At 66.3% G+C, this 14465-nt stretch carries 19 protein-coding genes and 1 other RNA gene; 9 read left to right on the top strand and 11 right to left on the bottom strand.

Going from position 1 to position 14465, the window contains the following annotated elements; genetic code table 11:
- Nucleotides 1-36: 36 nt before the first annotated feature.
- Both grpE and hrcA read right to left on the bottom strand, forming a co-directional pair.
- The gene (gene grpE / locus ACW7G2_RS01685) at nucleotides 37-588 is read right to left on the bottom strand and encodes a nucleotide exchange factor GrpE (protein WP_456972062.1); all 552 of its coding nucleotides are present in this window, start codon (nucleotides 586-588) and stop codon (nucleotides 37-39) included.
- 75 nt (nucleotides 589-663) lie between these two features.
- Complete coding sequence (hrcA, locus tag ACW7G2_RS01680) at nucleotides 664-1725, bottom strand: heat-inducible transcriptional repressor HrcA (protein ID WP_456972060.1); 1062 nt, start codon at nucleotides 1723-1725, stop codon at nucleotides 664-666.
- Between the two features lie 153 nt (nucleotides 1726-1878).
- On the opposite strand from hrcA, the gene recN reads away from it, so the two are divergent.
- Nucleotides 1879-3540 (top strand): DNA repair protein RecN, encoded by a 1662-nt coding sequence (gene recN / locus ACW7G2_RS01675; RefSeq protein WP_456972058.1) that lies wholly within the window; start codon nucleotides 1879-1881, stop codon nucleotides 3538-3540.
- Between the two features lie 22 nt (nucleotides 3541-3562).
- Here recN and fur read toward each other — a convergent pair whose 3' ends face one another.
- Nucleotides 3563-3967, bottom strand: a complete 405-nt coding sequence (gene fur, locus ACW7G2_RS01670; protein WP_456972056.1) for a ferric iron uptake transcriptional regulator — start codon at nucleotides 3965-3967, stop codon at nucleotides 3563-3565.
- A gap of 123 nt (nucleotides 3968-4090) precedes the next feature.
- On the opposite strand from fur, the gene ACW7G2_RS01665 reads away from it, so the two are divergent.
- On the top strand, nucleotides 4091-4477 hold the full coding sequence (locus tag ACW7G2_RS01665; RefSeq protein ID WP_456972054.1) for an outer membrane protein assembly factor BamE: 387 nt from the start codon (nucleotides 4091-4093) through the stop codon (nucleotides 4475-4477).
- 27 nt (nucleotides 4478-4504) lie between these two features.
- Here the strand turns inward: ACW7G2_RS01665 and ACW7G2_RS01660 are convergent, their stop codons facing one another.
- Nucleotides 4505-4786: an RnfH family protein gene (locus ACW7G2_RS01660; RefSeq protein ID WP_456972220.1), complete on the bottom strand. Its 282-nt coding sequence runs from the start codon at nucleotides 4784-4786 to the stop codon at nucleotides 4505-4507.
- Nucleotides 4786-5223 (bottom strand): type II toxin-antitoxin system RatA family toxin, encoded by a 438-nt coding sequence (locus ACW7G2_RS01655; RefSeq protein ID WP_456972052.1) that lies wholly within the window; start codon nucleotides 5221-5223, stop codon nucleotides 4786-4788. The genes ACW7G2_RS01660 and ACW7G2_RS01655 overlap by 1 nt, the downstream gene beginning before the upstream one ends.
- 68 nt (nucleotides 5224-5291) lie before the next feature.
- On the opposite strand from ACW7G2_RS01655, the gene smpB reads away from it, so the two are divergent.
- Both smpB and ssrA read left to right on the top strand, forming a co-directional pair.
- Nucleotides 5292-5786, top strand: a complete 495-nt coding sequence (gene smpB, locus ACW7G2_RS01650; RefSeq protein WP_456972050.1) for an SsrA-binding protein SmpB — start codon at nucleotides 5292-5294, stop codon at nucleotides 5784-5786.
- A gap of 121 nt (nucleotides 5787-5907) precedes the next feature.
- Nucleotides 5908-6260: a transfer-messenger RNA gene (ssrA, locus tag ACW7G2_RS01645) on the top strand.
- A 142-nt stretch (nucleotides 6261-6402) separates the two neighbouring features.
- Here the strand turns inward: ssrA and ACW7G2_RS01640 are convergent.
- The 6 genes from ACW7G2_RS01640 to ACW7G2_RS01615 form a co-directional block, all read right to left on the bottom strand.
- Nucleotides 6403-7080 carry an OmpA family protein gene (locus ACW7G2_RS01640; protein WP_456972048.1) on the bottom strand — a complete coding sequence of 226 codons (678 nt, stop codon included), beginning with the start codon at nucleotides 7078-7080 and terminating at the stop codon, nucleotides 6403-6405.
- A gap of 158 nt (nucleotides 7081-7238) precedes the next feature.
- Entirely contained in the window at nucleotides 7239-8651 is a 1413-nt protein-coding gene (locus ACW7G2_RS01635) for a replicative DNA helicase (protein ID WP_456972046.1), read from the bottom strand.
- Between the two features lie 227 nt (nucleotides 8652-8878).
- Complete coding sequence (gene rplI, locus ACW7G2_RS01630; RefSeq protein WP_456972044.1) at nucleotides 8879-9337, bottom strand: 50S ribosomal protein L9; 459 nt, start codon at nucleotides 9335-9337, stop codon at nucleotides 8879-8881.
- A 70-nt stretch (nucleotides 9338-9407) separates the two neighbouring features.
- A complete protein-coding gene (gene rpsR, locus ACW7G2_RS01625) occupies nucleotides 9408-9638 on the bottom strand; it encodes a 30S ribosomal protein S18 (protein WP_422891849.1) in 231 nt (76 codons plus the stop codon).
- A gap of 11 nt (nucleotides 9639-9649) precedes the next feature.
- Nucleotides 9650-10117: a 30S ribosomal protein S6 gene (rpsF, locus tag ACW7G2_RS01620; RefSeq protein WP_456972042.1), complete on the bottom strand. Its 468-nt coding sequence runs from the start codon at nucleotides 10115-10117 to the stop codon at nucleotides 9650-9652.
- Between the two features lie 181 nt (nucleotides 10118-10298).
- Nucleotides 10299-10640, bottom strand: coding sequence for a HesB/IscA family protein (locus ACW7G2_RS01615; protein ID WP_456972040.1), 342 nt, complete (start codon nucleotides 10638-10640; stop codon nucleotides 10299-10301).
- A 76-nt stretch (nucleotides 10641-10716) separates the two neighbouring features.
- On the opposite strand from ACW7G2_RS01615, the gene asnS reads away from it, so the two are divergent.
- Genes asnS through nei form a run of 5 tightly spaced genes read left to right on the top strand, consistent with a single transcriptional unit; the run spans nucleotide 10717 to nucleotide 14406 of the window.
- Nucleotides 10717-12117 (top strand): asparagine--tRNA ligase, encoded by a 1401-nt coding sequence (gene asnS, locus ACW7G2_RS01610; protein ID WP_456972038.1) that lies wholly within the window; start codon nucleotides 10717-10719, stop codon nucleotides 12115-12117.
- A gap of 27 nt (nucleotides 12118-12144) precedes the next feature.
- Nucleotides 12145-12444: a hypothetical protein gene (locus ACW7G2_RS01605; protein ID WP_456972036.1), complete on the top strand. Its 300-nt coding sequence runs from the start codon at nucleotides 12145-12147 to the stop codon at nucleotides 12442-12444.
- Nucleotides 12441-12767, top strand: a complete 327-nt coding sequence (locus tag ACW7G2_RS01600; protein WP_456972034.1) for a hypothetical protein — start codon at nucleotides 12441-12443, stop codon at nucleotides 12765-12767. Before ACW7G2_RS01605 ends, ACW7G2_RS01600 begins: the two co-directional genes overlap by 4 nt.
- A gap of 31 nt (nucleotides 12768-12798) precedes the next feature.
- Complete coding sequence (locus ACW7G2_RS01595) at nucleotides 12799-13584, top strand: SDR family oxidoreductase (protein WP_456972032.1); 786 nt, start codon at nucleotides 12799-12801, stop codon at nucleotides 13582-13584.
- A gap of 6 nt (nucleotides 13585-13590) precedes the next feature.
- Nucleotides 13591-14406 (top strand): endonuclease VIII, encoded by an 816-nt coding sequence (gene nei, locus ACW7G2_RS01590; protein ID WP_456972030.1) that lies wholly within the window; start codon nucleotides 13591-13593, stop codon nucleotides 14404-14406.
- Nucleotides 14407-14465 lie beyond the last annotated feature (59 nt).

Raw genomic sequence — 14465 nt, 5'->3', positions numbered from 1 at the left:
CGGCTTTGGCAGGGCTTTTCTCCCCGCGAAACCGGCTTATGACGGCGCCACGACCACCATCGCCGGGCGCAGCAGGCGCTCGTTGAGCACGTAGCCCTTCTGGAACAGCTGGACCACCGCGCCGGGCGGGATCCCTGCCACCGCAGCCATGCTCATGGCCTGGTGGTGCTCCGGGTCAAACGCATCCCCGGGGGCCGGGGCCACCTCGGTCAGGCCGAAGCTGGCAGTCACCTTGCCGAGCTGACGCAGGGTCAGCTCCACGCCCGCACGCAGCGGATCGTCTTCCGTCGCGCTGGCCAGGCCGGCCTCCAGGCTGTCGAAGACCTGCAGCATGTCGGCGAGCAGTCGCTCGTTGGCGAAGCGGCGGGCGGATTCGACCTCCCGCGCCATGCGCTTGCGCTGGTTTTCCAGGTCGGCGCGCTCCAGCAGCGTCTGGGCTTGCAGCTGCTCCAGCTCGGCCTTCAGCAGTTCCACCTGTTCCTGCAGGGACGCGGTCTGCTCCCCGTCCTGCACCCCGCTGCTCTGCACCCGGGTGCCCTCACCCGGGCCGTGCCGGGTGTCCTTGTCCTGTTCGGATTCGTGGTTCATTTCTGGTCCCGTGGCGGTCGTTCTGCCGCCGTTGGCGGAGCAATGGGGTCCGCGTACGGGGGATTCAAGGCCCAGTCAGTCGCCCCGGGCTCTTTCCAGCGCGGCGCCCAGCGCTCCAGCCGTGGCCTGCACCACCGGGATTACCCGGTCATAGGCCATCCGGGTCGGGCCGATCGCACCCAGGACGCCAAGCACCTGTCCGCCGGCGCCGTAGCTGGCGGTCACCAGCGACACTCCTTCCAGCGGTGCAAGCCCGGTTTCCTCGCCAATGAAGATGCCGAGGCCTGGGGCCTTGGCGGTCCGCTCGAGCAGCTGAAGGATCTCGCGCTTGCTGGAGAAGGCCTCGAACAGCTCCCTCAGCCGTTCAAGGTCGGACAGGTCCTGCAGACCGATGAGACGACTCTGCCCGCTCACCACCATGTCCTCGTCGTCGCCGCTGAGCGCCTGTTCGGCCAGCTCCACGGTCTGGGCCAGCAGCGCCTCCATTTCGCTCCGGGCTGTCCTCATATCGCGCACCAGGGCAGCGCGGATATCGGCCAGTGACATCCCCGCGAAGTTGGCATTGAGGTAATTGGCCACGCGCTCCAGCTCGCCGGGCTCCCAGTTGCGCCGGGTCTGGATCAACCGGTTCTGCACTTCATGATCGGCAAAGACCAGGATCGCCATCACCCGCTGCGCGTCCACCGGCACGAAGTCGATGTGGCGGAACGCGAAGCGCTCGCGTCGTGGCACGCTCACTACACCCACGAAGCGGGTCATGGCGGAGACCAGTTCCGATGCGCTGTCCAGCAGTGTTTGCGTCCCCGCGCCCGTGGCAAGCCCAGTGCGCAGCCTGGCCTGCTCCGCTTCCGGCAGCGGCTTGAGCTGCAGCAGTGAATCGACGAAAACCCGATACCCCTGCGCCGTGGGCACGCGCCCGGCGGAGGTATGCGGGGCGGTCAGGAAACCGGCCTCCTCAAGGTCGGCCAGGATATTGCGGATGGTCGCCGGACTGACTTCCAGCCCCGAGTGACGCGACAGGGTCTGCGACCCCACCGGCTCGCCGTCGCGGATATGGCGTGCGATCAGGGTGCGCAGCAGCTGCCGCGCGCGCGGGTCGAGATCATGTCCGGAGGCGGCTTCATTGCGAGGGCTCATGTCGCCAAGATATACCGTCCTGCCTGAGCCGGCGCAGCCAGGTCCGGATACCAGCCCTCAGTCCGGCAATCGCAGCCACTGCGACCGGGTACCGCGATCCTGTGTACACCGGGCTTGGCCGCGGGGCGCCCCGCACTGCACAATCATGCCGACATGCTGACCCATCTCTCCATCCGTGATTTCGCCGTTGCCAGCGCTACCGAAATGGAATTCGGGCCTGGGCTGACGGTCATTTCCGGCGAAACCGGCGCCGGCAAGTCCCTTCTGGTCGATGCGCTCGGTTTCCTGTCGGGGCTGCGCGCGGACAGCGGCATGGTCCGGCACGGCGCCCCCCGCGCCGAGCTGAGTGCAGGCTTTGAGCTGGCCGATGCGCCGGGCGCGGAGGCCTGGCTCCAGGAGCACGAATTCGACGACGGCGGCGCCTGCCAGCTGCGCCGCACGCTGCGTGCGGACGGCGGATCGCGCGCCTGGATCAACGGCCGCCCCGCAACCCTCTCGCAGCTGGGCGAACTGGCCTCGCACCTGGTCGAGATCCACGGCCAGCACGAGCACCAGGCCCTGCTCTCGCGCGGCAGCCAGATGGCCCTGCTTGATGCCTACGGGCCCCATGCCGGACCGCTGAAGGAAGTAGCCCACGCCGCACGCGCGTGGTCGACGCTGGAACGCGAGCGCGAGCAGCTCTCGGGCGCCGGTGACCCGGGCGAGCGCCAGGACTGGCTGCGCCACCAGATCAAGGAACTCCAGGCCGAGGCCCTGGAGGCCGATGCCATCGACGACCTGCAGGCCAGCCATCGCCGCCTTGCGCACGCATCCGAGCTGATCGAGGCCTGCGACACCGCCCTCGGCCGGATCAGCGACGATGACGCCGTCACCGGGCAGCTGCAGCAGGCCCGCGCCGAGCTGGCCCGGGTGCAACAGCACGAACCCCGCCTGGCGGAAGTGGACGCCATGCTCGATTCGGCCGCCATCCAGCTGGATGAAGCAGCCGTCCAGCTGCAGATACTGCGCGACGACCTGGACGTGGACCCGGACAGCTACCGCGAACTCGAGCAGCGCTTGGGCCGCCTGCACGACCTTGCCCGCAAGCACCGGGTCACCCCCGATGCCCTGGCCGCCACCCGTGATGCATTCCTTGCCGAACTGGACGCACTGGACCACGCCGGTGAGCGCCTGCAGGTGCTGGACCAGGAGATCCAGGCCGCGGCGGACCGCTGGCGCAAGGCGGCCGCAACGCTGGGCCGGGCCCGGGCCGACGCGGCCAAGGCGCTCGCCCGCGATACCACCGCCCTGATCAGCGAGCTGGGCATGGGCGGCGGACGCTTTGAAATCGCGCTTGAGCCGCAGCCCACCGACCGCCCGGACCCGCAGGGCGCCGAACGCGTCGAATTCCTGGTATCGGCGAACGCCGGCCAACCGCCCCGGCCGCTGCGCCGGGTGGCCTCCGGCGGCGAACTGTCGCGGATTTCACTGGCCATCGAAGTCGCGGCGCTGGGCCTGGACGCGGTGCCGACCATGGTCTTTGACGAAGTGGATTCGGGCATCGGCGGCGCGGTAGCCGGCATCGTCGGCCAGAAGCTGCGCGCCCTGGGCCGCAGCCGCCAGGTCCTGTGCGTGACCCACCTGCCGCAGGTGGCAGCCCAGGGCCACGCCCATTACCTGGTCAGCAAGTCGGAAAGCGAGGGCAGCACCGAAAGCGAGGCGCGCCTGCTGGACGACAAGCTGCGCCAGGAAGAGCTCGCCAGGATGCTGGGCGGCGTGGAAGTGAGCCGTGAGGCCCGCGCCGCCGCCAGGCGGCTACTCGCCGACGTGGATTGACCCCGCCGGCTACTTCAGGCTGCTACTTCCGCCGGCGTACGTACAGGACCAGGGAATGGTCCTCCAGCACGTAGCCGTAACGCTCGGCGATCTCGTGCTGCAGGCGTTCGATCTCCTCGCTTTCAAACTCGATGATCTTGCCGGTGTCCATGTCGACCATGTGGTCGTGATGACCACCGCGGTCAAGCTCATATACCGCGTGCCCACCTTCGAAATTGTGTTTGAGCACCAGGCCGGCAGCCTCGAACTGGGTCAGCACCCGGTATACCGTGGCCAGCCCGATCTCGTCCCCATCCTCCAGCAGCTGGCGATAGATTTCCTCGGCGTTGAGGTGGTGATGCGGGGTGTTGTGCTCAAGCACCTGAAGGATCCGCATGCGCGGATGGGTCACCTTCAACCCTGCCTTGCGCAGCTCCAGAGATTCCATCAATTCCTCCATCCAGAACAGTCGTGCGCGGATTGATCACGCGCTGAATGCCTGCTGCAGGGCAAGGTCGCAGCAGGCCGGGTGAGTGTATCATCGGCGGATTCCAGACTTCCCGCTTGCCGCATGCGAAAGCTCATTGTTCCCGTCCTCGCCGCCCTGCTCGTCACCGGCTGCGGTCTCACTTACCGCCAACCCATCTATCAGGGCAGCCTGCTGGACGAAGCCGCGGTTGAACAGCTGGAGCCCGGCATGGGCAAACAGCAGGTCATGATGCTGCTGGGCACGCCCTCCATCGCTGACCCGTTCCACCAGGATCGCTGGGATTACACCGCCAGCCAGCGTACCGGCCGGCGTGGCGATACCGAGATCAAGAACCTGACCGTGTGGTTCGAGAACAACGCCGTGGCGCGCTGGGAAGGCGAGCACTTTCCCGAACGTGACGCCGAACTGGTGCAGGAATTGCGCCGTTCGTTTGGCCACAACCTGCCGCGCGAGCGCAAACGCCGCTGATCCGCCGGCCATCGCGGCCGGGGTTCTCTAATCCCCTGCTTGGCGCGCCTGGCGCTCCCGGGTCCGGGCCGCGCGCAGGCGCCGCGCTTCCTTGGGGTCCAGCTGCAGGGGACGCAGCAGCTCCAGCCGGTCACCGTCACGCAGGGGCGCATCGGCCGCCACCGGCTCGCCATACACGGCATGGCCGTCGATTCCTTCCAATGGCAGGCCCGAAGCGGCCGCCGCCTCCGCCGCGGTAGCACCAATGGGCAGCGCCAGCTTCACCGAGCGGCTTTCCCGCGGCAGCGCCAGCACCACCTCCACCTGGATCACTCCGTTTCCCCGGCCTGTCCGGCCACGCGGATGAAGTCGTCCACCATCCGGTCGGCCAGTTTCTGCAGGCCGAAGGTCAATGGCGCCAGCAGCAACCGCGACTGCGGCTCGAAATCCAGCGTCAGTTCCACCCGACAGGCCGACTCGTCCAGCGCATGGAAGCGCCAGCGACCTTCCAGCCGCCGGAATGGACCGTCGCGCAGCTGCATGTTGATCCGGTGGGGCCGTTCCAGCGTGTTCTCGGTGGTGAACCAGGTGCGGAACGAGCCGAGCCCCAGCTCCAGCTTGGCCACCATGCGGTCTTCGCCACGCTCGATCACCCGCGCATCCTCACACCAGGAAAACCGGCGCGGATAGGCTTCCACGTCGTTGACCAGGGTGAACATCCGCGTGGCGGAGTGTTCCACCAGGGCGCTGCGTTGGATCTTCGGCATGTACGATTCCGGGGCTGATTCGACCGCAGGCATGTCATTGCACGCCCGCATCGGAGACAATTGGCCGCATGGGCAAGAAAGCAGTCAAGGATAAGGCAAAAGGCGGTGGCACCATTGCGCTCAACAAGCGCGCTCGCCACGACTACCATCTTGAGGAGCGCGTCGAGGCAGGACTCGCGCTGCAGGGTTGGGAGCTGAAATCGATCCGCGCCGGACGCGCCAACATCACCGAGTCGTATGCGGTGATCCGCAATGGCGAGCTGTTCCTGTTCGGTGCCCAGCTGACCCCGCTGATCTCGGCATCCAGCCACGTCGTCGCCGATCCCATGCGCACCCGCAAGCTGCTGCTGCACCGACGTGAGATCGACCAGCTCATCGGCCAGGTTGAGCGCGATGGCTACACCCTTGTCCCGACTGCCCTGTACTGGAAAGGGAACAAGGTCAAGGCCGAGCTGGCCCTGGCCCTGGGCAAGCAGAAGCACGACAAGCGCGACGCCGAGCGCGACCGCGACTGGGGTCGCGAGAAGCAACGCCTGCTACGCCGCCACAACCGCGACGCCTGATTTTCTGCGCTCAGACGCTGGCCGTCTGGCTGGTGAACCCCTGCTGCACAGTATTGGCCCGGACCTTGTTTACCGGGCGCCTGCCCCTATACTGATGCGTGTCAACGTGAACGTTTTTCCCGGGGGTGCATTGGCTTCGACGGGGGATGCGAAATCACTTGGTGCATGCCGAGGGGGCAGCTTTCCTCGTAAATCCAGCAGCAAACTTCTAGTTGCCAACGACGACAACTACGCTCTCGCCGCTTAAGGCGTAAGCCCCGAACCCACTTGTGCCTGTGCTCGTGGATGTAGGGTCATTATCACGGGAACCAGCCGCGGAGGTTGCCTGTCTTCCGCGGTTGAACTGACAGGCTGGTTCCCTGATGCGCTTTGCACGTCGTGCTGTCAGGGAACAAGATCCAACGGCGAGCTAAGCATGTAGTACCGGGGATGGAGTACCTTCGGACGGCGGTTCGATTCCGCCCACCTCCACCAATAACCTGAGCAATCAGCGAAAAGGCCACCTTCAAGGTGGCCTTTTTCGTTTCCAGCGGTGGGGGGTTGGCCCAACCTCCGCCACAAATGAACAGGGCTGCATCGCAGCAGCCCTGTCTTTTACCGGCGTGACAGCGGGGAATCAGCCCTGGATCGGCACCAGAGTGATTTCCACGCGGCGGTTCTGCGCGCGTCCAGCATCGGTGCTGTTGTCGGCGATCGGCCGGGTCAGGCCCGCGCCAACGGTGATCATCCGCTGCTGGTTCACGCCCTGCGCGGCCATGTAGTTGGCGACGGCCTGGGCACGACGCTCGGACAGCTGCTGGTTGTAGGCCGCAGCGCCGACGTTGTCGGTGTGACCGGCTACCTCGATGATGGTCTGGTCATACTCGCGCAGCGTGCCGGCCAGATTGTTCAGCACCGGATAAAACTGCGACTGCACCGCGGAACTGTCAAAGCCGAAGGTGATCGCGCCAGGCATGTTCAGCGTGATGTTGTCGCCATCACGGTGAACGTCCACCCCGGTACCAGCCATCTGGCGGCGCAGCTCGGCTTCCTGGCGGTCCTGGTAGACGCCAACCGCGCCACCGGCCAGCGCACCTGCGCCGGCGCCGATCATGGCGTGCTGGCGGCGCTCGGTGGCATCCGAACCGCTGAGCAGGCCGGCAACCGCGCCAATCCCTGCGCCTACGAGGGCCCCGGTGCGGGTGCGATTGGGATCGTTGGGGTCTGCACTCTGGCCGGTATAGGTGGCACAGCCGCCCAGCATCAGGACTCCCGCCAGCGCCGCGCTCAGGCCTGCAGTTGCGAGTTTGCTCATTATCTTGCTCCTTGGGAAAGTGGTTCTCGAGATGCGGTGACACTGCTACCGCAGGTCCACGGGCAACCCGATGCGCAAATGCTACCCAGTAGGCCGTGCCCGTCGGGTGACAGGACCGGCTGTGGTCCGCTCGCATTCAGCTTGCTGTACGCCTCCGTTCAGGATTCGAAGCTGCCGACCGCATCGTGGGCGAGATTGTCGAAGCGGGTGTATTCACCGAAGAACTTCAGCTTGAACGACCCGGTGGGCCCGTTTCGCTGCTTGCCGATGATGATCTCGGCCAGCCCCTTGTCGGGCGAATTTTCCTTGTTGTAGTACTCGTCGCGGTAAATGAAGATGATGATGTCCGCGTCCTGCTCGATCGCTCCTGACTCACGCAGGTCGGCCATGATCGGGCGCTTGTCGGTTCGCGACTCCAATCCGCGGTTGAGCTGGGACAGAGCAATCACCGGCAGGTTCAGCTCCTTGGCCAGGGCTTTGAGCGAGCGCGAGATCTCGGAGATCTCGGTGGCCCGGTTCTCATTGTTGCCCGGCACCGCCATCAGCTGCAGGTAGTCGATCACGATCAGGCCCAGGTCGTGTTCGCGCTTGAGGCGCCGCGCCTTGGCACGCAACACATCGGGCGACAGCGCCGGGGTGTCGTCGATGAAGATCTTAGACTCCTTGAGCATGCGGATCGCGCTCGTCACCCGGCTCCAGTCCTCGTCCTCAAGCTGGCCGGTCCGCAGCCGCGTGGCATTGACCCTGCCGTTGGAGGAAATCAGACGCAGGGCGAGCTGGCTGGCGGACATCTCCATCGAGAACACCGCCACCGCCTTCTTGGTCTTCAGCGCCGCGTACTCGGCGATGTTCAGCGCCAGGGTGGTCTTGCCCATGGCCGGCCGGGCCGCAAGGATCAACAGGTCGGTCGGCTGCAGGCCGGCGGTCATCTCGTCGAACTCGTCGTAGCCGGTAGGCAGCCCGGTGATCCCCTCGCCGCTGGCGAAGCGGGTCTGCAGGATATCGAAGGCTTCGGCCATGGCCTTGTTGACCGGGGTGAAGTCCGCACGGCCCCGCGCGCCGGCTTCGGCGATGGCGAACACCTGCTGCTCGGCCTTGGCCAGGATCTCATCACTCTCCCGCCCTTCGGGCTGGAAGCCGTCGTTGACGATGCCCGTCCCCACCTCGATCAGCTGTCGCAGCACCGCCTTGTCGCGGACGATTTCGGCGTAGGCCTTGATGTTGGCGGCCGAGGCGGTGGTATTGGCCAGCTCCACCAGATAGGCCCCACCGGCCACCTCCCCCGACAGCCCCTGGGAATCGAACCATTCGCCAAGGGTGACGGCATCGAATGGCCGGTCGCGCTCAGCCAGCTCGCGGATTGCCCGGTAGATCAGCCGATGGTCGCGGCGGTAGAAATCCTCCACCACCAGCAGGTCCACGACCCGGTCGAAGGCGTCGGGCGCCAGCATCAGCCCGCCCAGCACCGCCTGCTCGGCCTCGATCGACTGTGGCGGCACGCGCAGCTGGTCGATGCGGCCCTCGCCGCGCGGTTCATGGGAAAAGGACTGACGCTCTGGACGGACGGGCATGTGCGATGAAACTCCTCGGAATAAGCAGTCACCCGGGCCGGGGCGGCTGCATGTCAGTCATCGTAGGGCTTCATCCTGTGGATCCGCTACGGGACAAGCTGTGGATAAGTCCGGATTCGCGCCATTTCCGGGTCGCGCATGCTGCGATCGGCCACGCGACCGCGCCCCACAAAAAAAACGGGCGCCCTGCAGGGCGCCCGTTTGATCAACTGCGCCGGGGCAGTTAATCAGACAGCCGAGTCGGACTCGATCACCACCTTGATGGTGGTCTCGACGTCGGCGTGCAGATGCACCACCACCTCGTTCTCGCCGGTCTGGCGGAACGGGCCTTCACCCATCACCACCTCGGACTTCTCGAACTCGACCCCGAGCTGGGCGGTCAGGGCGTCGGCGATATCGCGCGGGCCGATCGAACCATACAGCTTGCCTTCCGGCGAAGCGTTGGCGCGGATGGACAGGGTCACATCCTCCAGCTTTACCAGGCGGGCGGCCGCCTCTTCGTGGGTGGTCTTGGCCTTGGCTTCGTACTCGGCACGCCTGGTTTCGAAATCGGCCAGGTTCTCGGCGGTTGCCGGCACGGCCTTGCCCTGCGGGACCAGGTAGTTGCGGCCGTAGCCCGGCTTCACGGAGACCTTGTCGCCAAGGTCGCCGAGCTTGGCGATTTTCTGCAGAAGAATGACTTGCATTGAATTGCTCCCAATTCGTTAGCGACGCGGAAGCCGCGCCGCAACGGGTTCGCTGTCCGAAGGGACTCGATCAGACGTTGTGGTTGTCGGTGTACGGAATCAGGGCCAGGTAGCGTGCGCGCTTGACCGCGGTGGCCAGCTGGCGCTGGTAGCGCGACTTGGTGCCGGTGATCCGGGCCGGGACGATCTTGCCGGTCTCGGTGATGTTCTGGCGCAGGGTGTTGAGATCCTTGTAATCGATCTCGACCACGCCCTCGGCGGTGAACTTGCAGAACTTGCGGCGGCGGAAGAACTTGGACATGTGTGTGCTCCTCAGGCGGCGTTGTCGTCGGATTTGTCGTCGGCGTTCTTGTCGCCGTCTTCATCCGCATCATCAGATTTGGTGTCGGTCTCGGCGTCGTCGTCACGGCGGCGGCGTTCGCCGCGCTCCGGTCGGTCGCTGCCACGATCGCCCTTGTCGTCCTTGTTCTTCATGATCAGCGACTGCTCGGTGACCGCCTCTTCGCGGCGGATCACCATGTGGCGCAGGATCGCATCATTGAAACGGAAGGTCTCAACCAGTTCGTCAAGCACGGCCTGGCCGCATTCCACGTTGATCAGCACGTAGTGGGCCTTGACCAGGTTGTCGACCGGATAGGCCAGCTGACGGCGGCCCCAATCTTCCAGACGATGGATCTTGCCTTCACCGCCCTCGATGAGGGTGGTGTAGCGCTCGATCATCGCCGGCACCTGCTCGCTCTGGTCCGGGTGGACCAGGAACACGATTTCATAGTGACGCATGCGTTTTTCCTTTCGGTTATCGGCCCCGGGCGCAGCCCGACAGGCCAGACAGCCCCCCGACGTCCGGTGTGGACGCGGTGGAGCAAGCACTCACCCCGGGCCAATGCCAGGGCAAGCCGCACATTATGACGGATTACCGGGCCGAATTACTACCCGTCCGGATGAAGGAAACGATTGGCCTTCAGGCCACGCGTTCAGCGTCCGTGGTGAAGCTCTCACCGCAGCCGCATGCGCCGGCGGATTTGGGGTTCTCGAAGGTGAACTGCTCGTTCAACCCCTGGCGGGAGAAATCGATACGGGTGCCGGCCACCAGCGGGAAGCTGTCGGCATCGATGTAGATGCGCACGCCGTCCTGCTCGCTGACCTGGTCGCCGTCGCGCTGCTCATGGGCAAGGTCAACCACGTAGCCCCAGCCGGAGCAGCCGGTCCGCTCCACCCCGAAGCGCATGCCCAAGGCAGCAGGGTTGGAGGCGAGGAAACGCTGGACGCGGTCCAGGGCGGCGGGAGAAAGCTTGATCGTCATGGCTCGATTCTACCTTTTCGGGCTCCGGTACACTTGCCCCCTTGTTCATCTGTTCATCAAATCCGGAATTCAAGGCATGACGACGGTCAGCGTGGCGCAGGCGCTTGCGGGCAGGATCCCCGAGGGCGGTGAGGTGACGGTTCGCGGCTGGGTGCGCACCCGGCGCGACTCCAAGGCGGGTCTGAGCTTCATCAATATCAGTGACGGCTCGTGCTTTGCCACGATCCAGGTGGTGGCCCCGCAGTCACTGCCCAATTACGACTCGGACGTGCGGCGACTGAGCGCCGGATGCTCGGTGATCGCGCGCGGCACGCTGGTGCCTTCGCAGGGCAAGGGCCAGAGCTTCGAGATCCAGGCCGAAGCGGTGGAAGTGGTCGGCTGGGTGGACGATCCGGAGACCTATCCGATCCAGCCCAAGGCCCATTCGCTGGAATTCCTGCGCGAGGTCGCCCACCTGCGCCCGCGCACCAACCTGTTCGGCGCGGTGACCCGGATCCGCCACTGCCTGGCCCAGGCCGCGCACCGGTATTTCCACGAAAACGGCTACTACTGGGTCAACACGCCGATCATCACCACCTCGGATGCCGAGGGCGCCGGGCAGATGTTCCGGGTCTCCACCCTGGATATGGCCAACCTGCCGATGGGCAAGGATGGCAAGGTGGATTTCTCCCGGGACTTCTTCGGCCAGGAAACCTTCCTCACCGTATCCGGCCAGCTCAACGTCGAAGCCTTCGCGCTGGCGATGAGCAAGGTCTACACCTTCGGCCCCACCTTCCGCGCTGAGCACAGCCATACCACCCGCCACCTGGCCGAGTTCTGGATGATCGAGCCGGAGATCGCCTTCGCCGACCTGGCCGAGATCGCGCGGGTGTCGGAGGAGTTCCTCAAGTACCTGTTCCGCGCCGTGCTCGACGAGCGCGGCGACGACATGGCTTTCATCGCCGAACGGGTGCAGAAGGATGCGGTGAGCCGCCTGGAGGGCTTCGTCAATGCGCCGTTTGAGCGGATCGAGTACGACGAGGCGATCGAACTGCTGCGTGATTCGGGCCACAAGTTCGACTTCCCGGTGGAATGGGGCCTGGACCTGCAGACCGAGCACGAGCGCTGGTTGACCGAGGTCCACGTGGGCCGCCCGGTGGTGGTGACCAACTACCCGGAGCAGATCAAGGCCTTCTACATGCGCCTGAACGACGATGGCCGCACCGTCGCCGCCATGGACGTGCTGGCGCCGGGCATCGGCGAAATCATCGGCGGCAGCCAGCGCGAGGAGCGGCTGGACATGCTGGATGCGCGCATGGATCAGATGGGCCTGGATCGCGAGCACTATGACTGGTACCGCGATTTCCGCCGCTACGGCACGGTCCCGCATGCCGGCTTCGGCCTCGGTTTCGAGCGGCTGGTGGTGTACGTGTGCGGCCTGTCCAACATCCGCGATGCCATCCCCTACCCCCGCGCGCCCGGTCACGCCGAATTCTGACCGGACGCCTCCGGAGTACGGATCCCGATGCCCCTGTTCCTCGCCCTCTGCTTTCTCGGTGTCACGATCGGCGGCCTTACCGCCTTCGTGATCTTCTGGCCGCTGTCACTGGTGCACTTGCGCGACCGTCATCCGGCGCTGCGCGAGCAACTGGGCGAAGGCGCCTTCCTCAAACCCTCGGCGCTGCGCTGGCTGCTGTCCGGTGAATACCGGCAGTCGCCGGATCGCAGCTTCACCGGCCTGGCCACGCCCGCTCGCATCGCATTGTTTACGACGCTGTTCGGGATCGCCTCGACCGCCGTTTCCCTGTTCTGGGCCCTGGCATGATCATCCCGCGCGACCCTGCTTCTCCTTCCTACACCGAGTGGTGGCTGGCCACCCTGGGCCGCACCGTGGTCTGGGCGCGGCTGCGCGTGCGCGATGCCGGCACCGCCGAGGTCTTCGACAGCGACGGCAACACCCTTGCCTATGACAGCGAAGACACCGCCCGCGCTGCGTTGATGGACGCCGAATTCGTAGGCTGGGACGGCCTGGACGAAGACGACGCGCTGGTGCGCGGCTTCAGCCTGTCCGAACTGGCGCCGCCCCAGGGCGAGACCGATGAGGCCCTGCGTCCGAAGATGATCCACAAGCTCGGCGCCCGCGCCTGATGACTTTTCCGCATTGCACAGGAGCCACCCCATGGACCTGAATCTCTCCGGCCGCCACGCCCTGGTCTGCGGTGCTTCGGAAGGCATCGGCCGGGCCACGGCCGAGGAACTGGCCGAGCTCGGCGCCACCGTCACCGTGCTGTCGCGGCGCGAAGGCGTCCTGCGCGAAGTGGTTTCCGGACTTGCCGGTGGTGCCGATCGCGGCCACGCCGTGGCGGTGGCCGACAGCAGTGACAGTGCGGGGCTGGCCCGGGCTGTCGCGGCGGTGGTGGCGCGCAGCCCGGTACACATTCTGGTCAACAACACCGGCGGTCCGCCGGGAGGCCCACTGCACGCGGCCGACCTGCAGGCGTTCGAAGACGGCTTCCGCCGCCACGTGATCGCCAACCAGGTACTGCTGCAAGCCGTGCTGCCGGGCATGCGCGAGGCCGGCTGGGGCCGGATCATCAACGTGATCTCCACTTCGGTGCGCGAGCCGATCCCGGGGCTGGGGGTTTCCAACACCATCCGCGGCGCGGTGGCCTCCTGGGCCAAGACCTTGGCCGGTGAACTGGCTGCGGAAGGCATCACCGTCAACAACGTGCTGCCCGGCTTCACCGAAACCGGCCGCATCCGCCAGATAGTCCGTGATCGCGCCGCCCGCGAGGGCCGCAGCGAGGCCGAGGTGCGTGAAGCCATGCAGGCGCAGGTGCCGGCCGGCCGCTTCGCCGACCCGAACGAGACCGGCGGCGTGATCGCCTTCCTGTGCTCTCCCGCCGCAGCCTACGTCAACGGCGTCAGCCTGGCCGTGGACGGGGGCCGCACCCGGTCGATCTGACCCGCGATGCCCGAAGGTCCTGAAATACGACGCGCTGCAGACCGTCTGGCCGACGCGGTTGCGGACCACCCGCTGGTCCGCGCGCAGTTCGCCTTTCCCCTGCTCAAGCGCTTCGAGGCGGGCCTGGCAGGCCGCCGGATCATCTCGATCACCGCGCGCGGCAAAGCCCTGCTGACCCGCTTCGATCACGGCTGGACCATGTACAGCCACAACCAGCTCTACGGAGTGTGGAAGATCGCCGCAGCGGGCCAGCGTCCGGATACCAGCCGCTCGCTGCGCGTGGCACTCGAAACCGCGGACACCGCCATCCTGCTGTATTCGGCCTCGGACGTCACCATGTGGCCGGACGACGAGGTGGAGTCGCACCCGTTCCTGCGCGGGCTGGGCCCGGACGTGCTCGACCCGGACGTTGACGCTGGCGCCGTGGCTGCGCGGCTGCAGATGCCCGCCTTCCGCGGACGCTCGCTCGGCAGCCTGCTGCTTGACCAGGGCTTCCTGGCCGGCATGGGCAACTACCTGCGCGCGGAAGTGCTTTTTGCGGCCGGGCTGCATCCAAAGCGCCGGCCCGGGGACCTGGCGCCGGAGCAGACAGCACGACTGGCCCGGGTGCTGCTGGATATCCCCCGGCTGAGCTATTCCACCCGCGGCATCAACCAGGCGGACGGCATGCGCAGCGACTACCTGGCCGACACCGCAGACGGCTTCCGCTTCCAGGTGTTCGCTCGCGCAGGGAAGCCCTGTCCCGCCTGCGGCACCACGATCGAGCGGATGATGGTGGGCTCGCGCCGCCTCTACCTCTGCCCCACCTGCCAACCCCTGTAGGAGCGCGCCATGCGCGCGAAGCCGCGTGAATCGTGGCGCCGGAGCGAGGTGTCGGTGAC

This window comes from Luteimonas sp. A277, assembly GCF_054052045.1.
The sequence above is the reverse complement of the archived record's forward strand: the minus strand, read 5'-3'. Positions and strand labels throughout refer to the sequence as shown.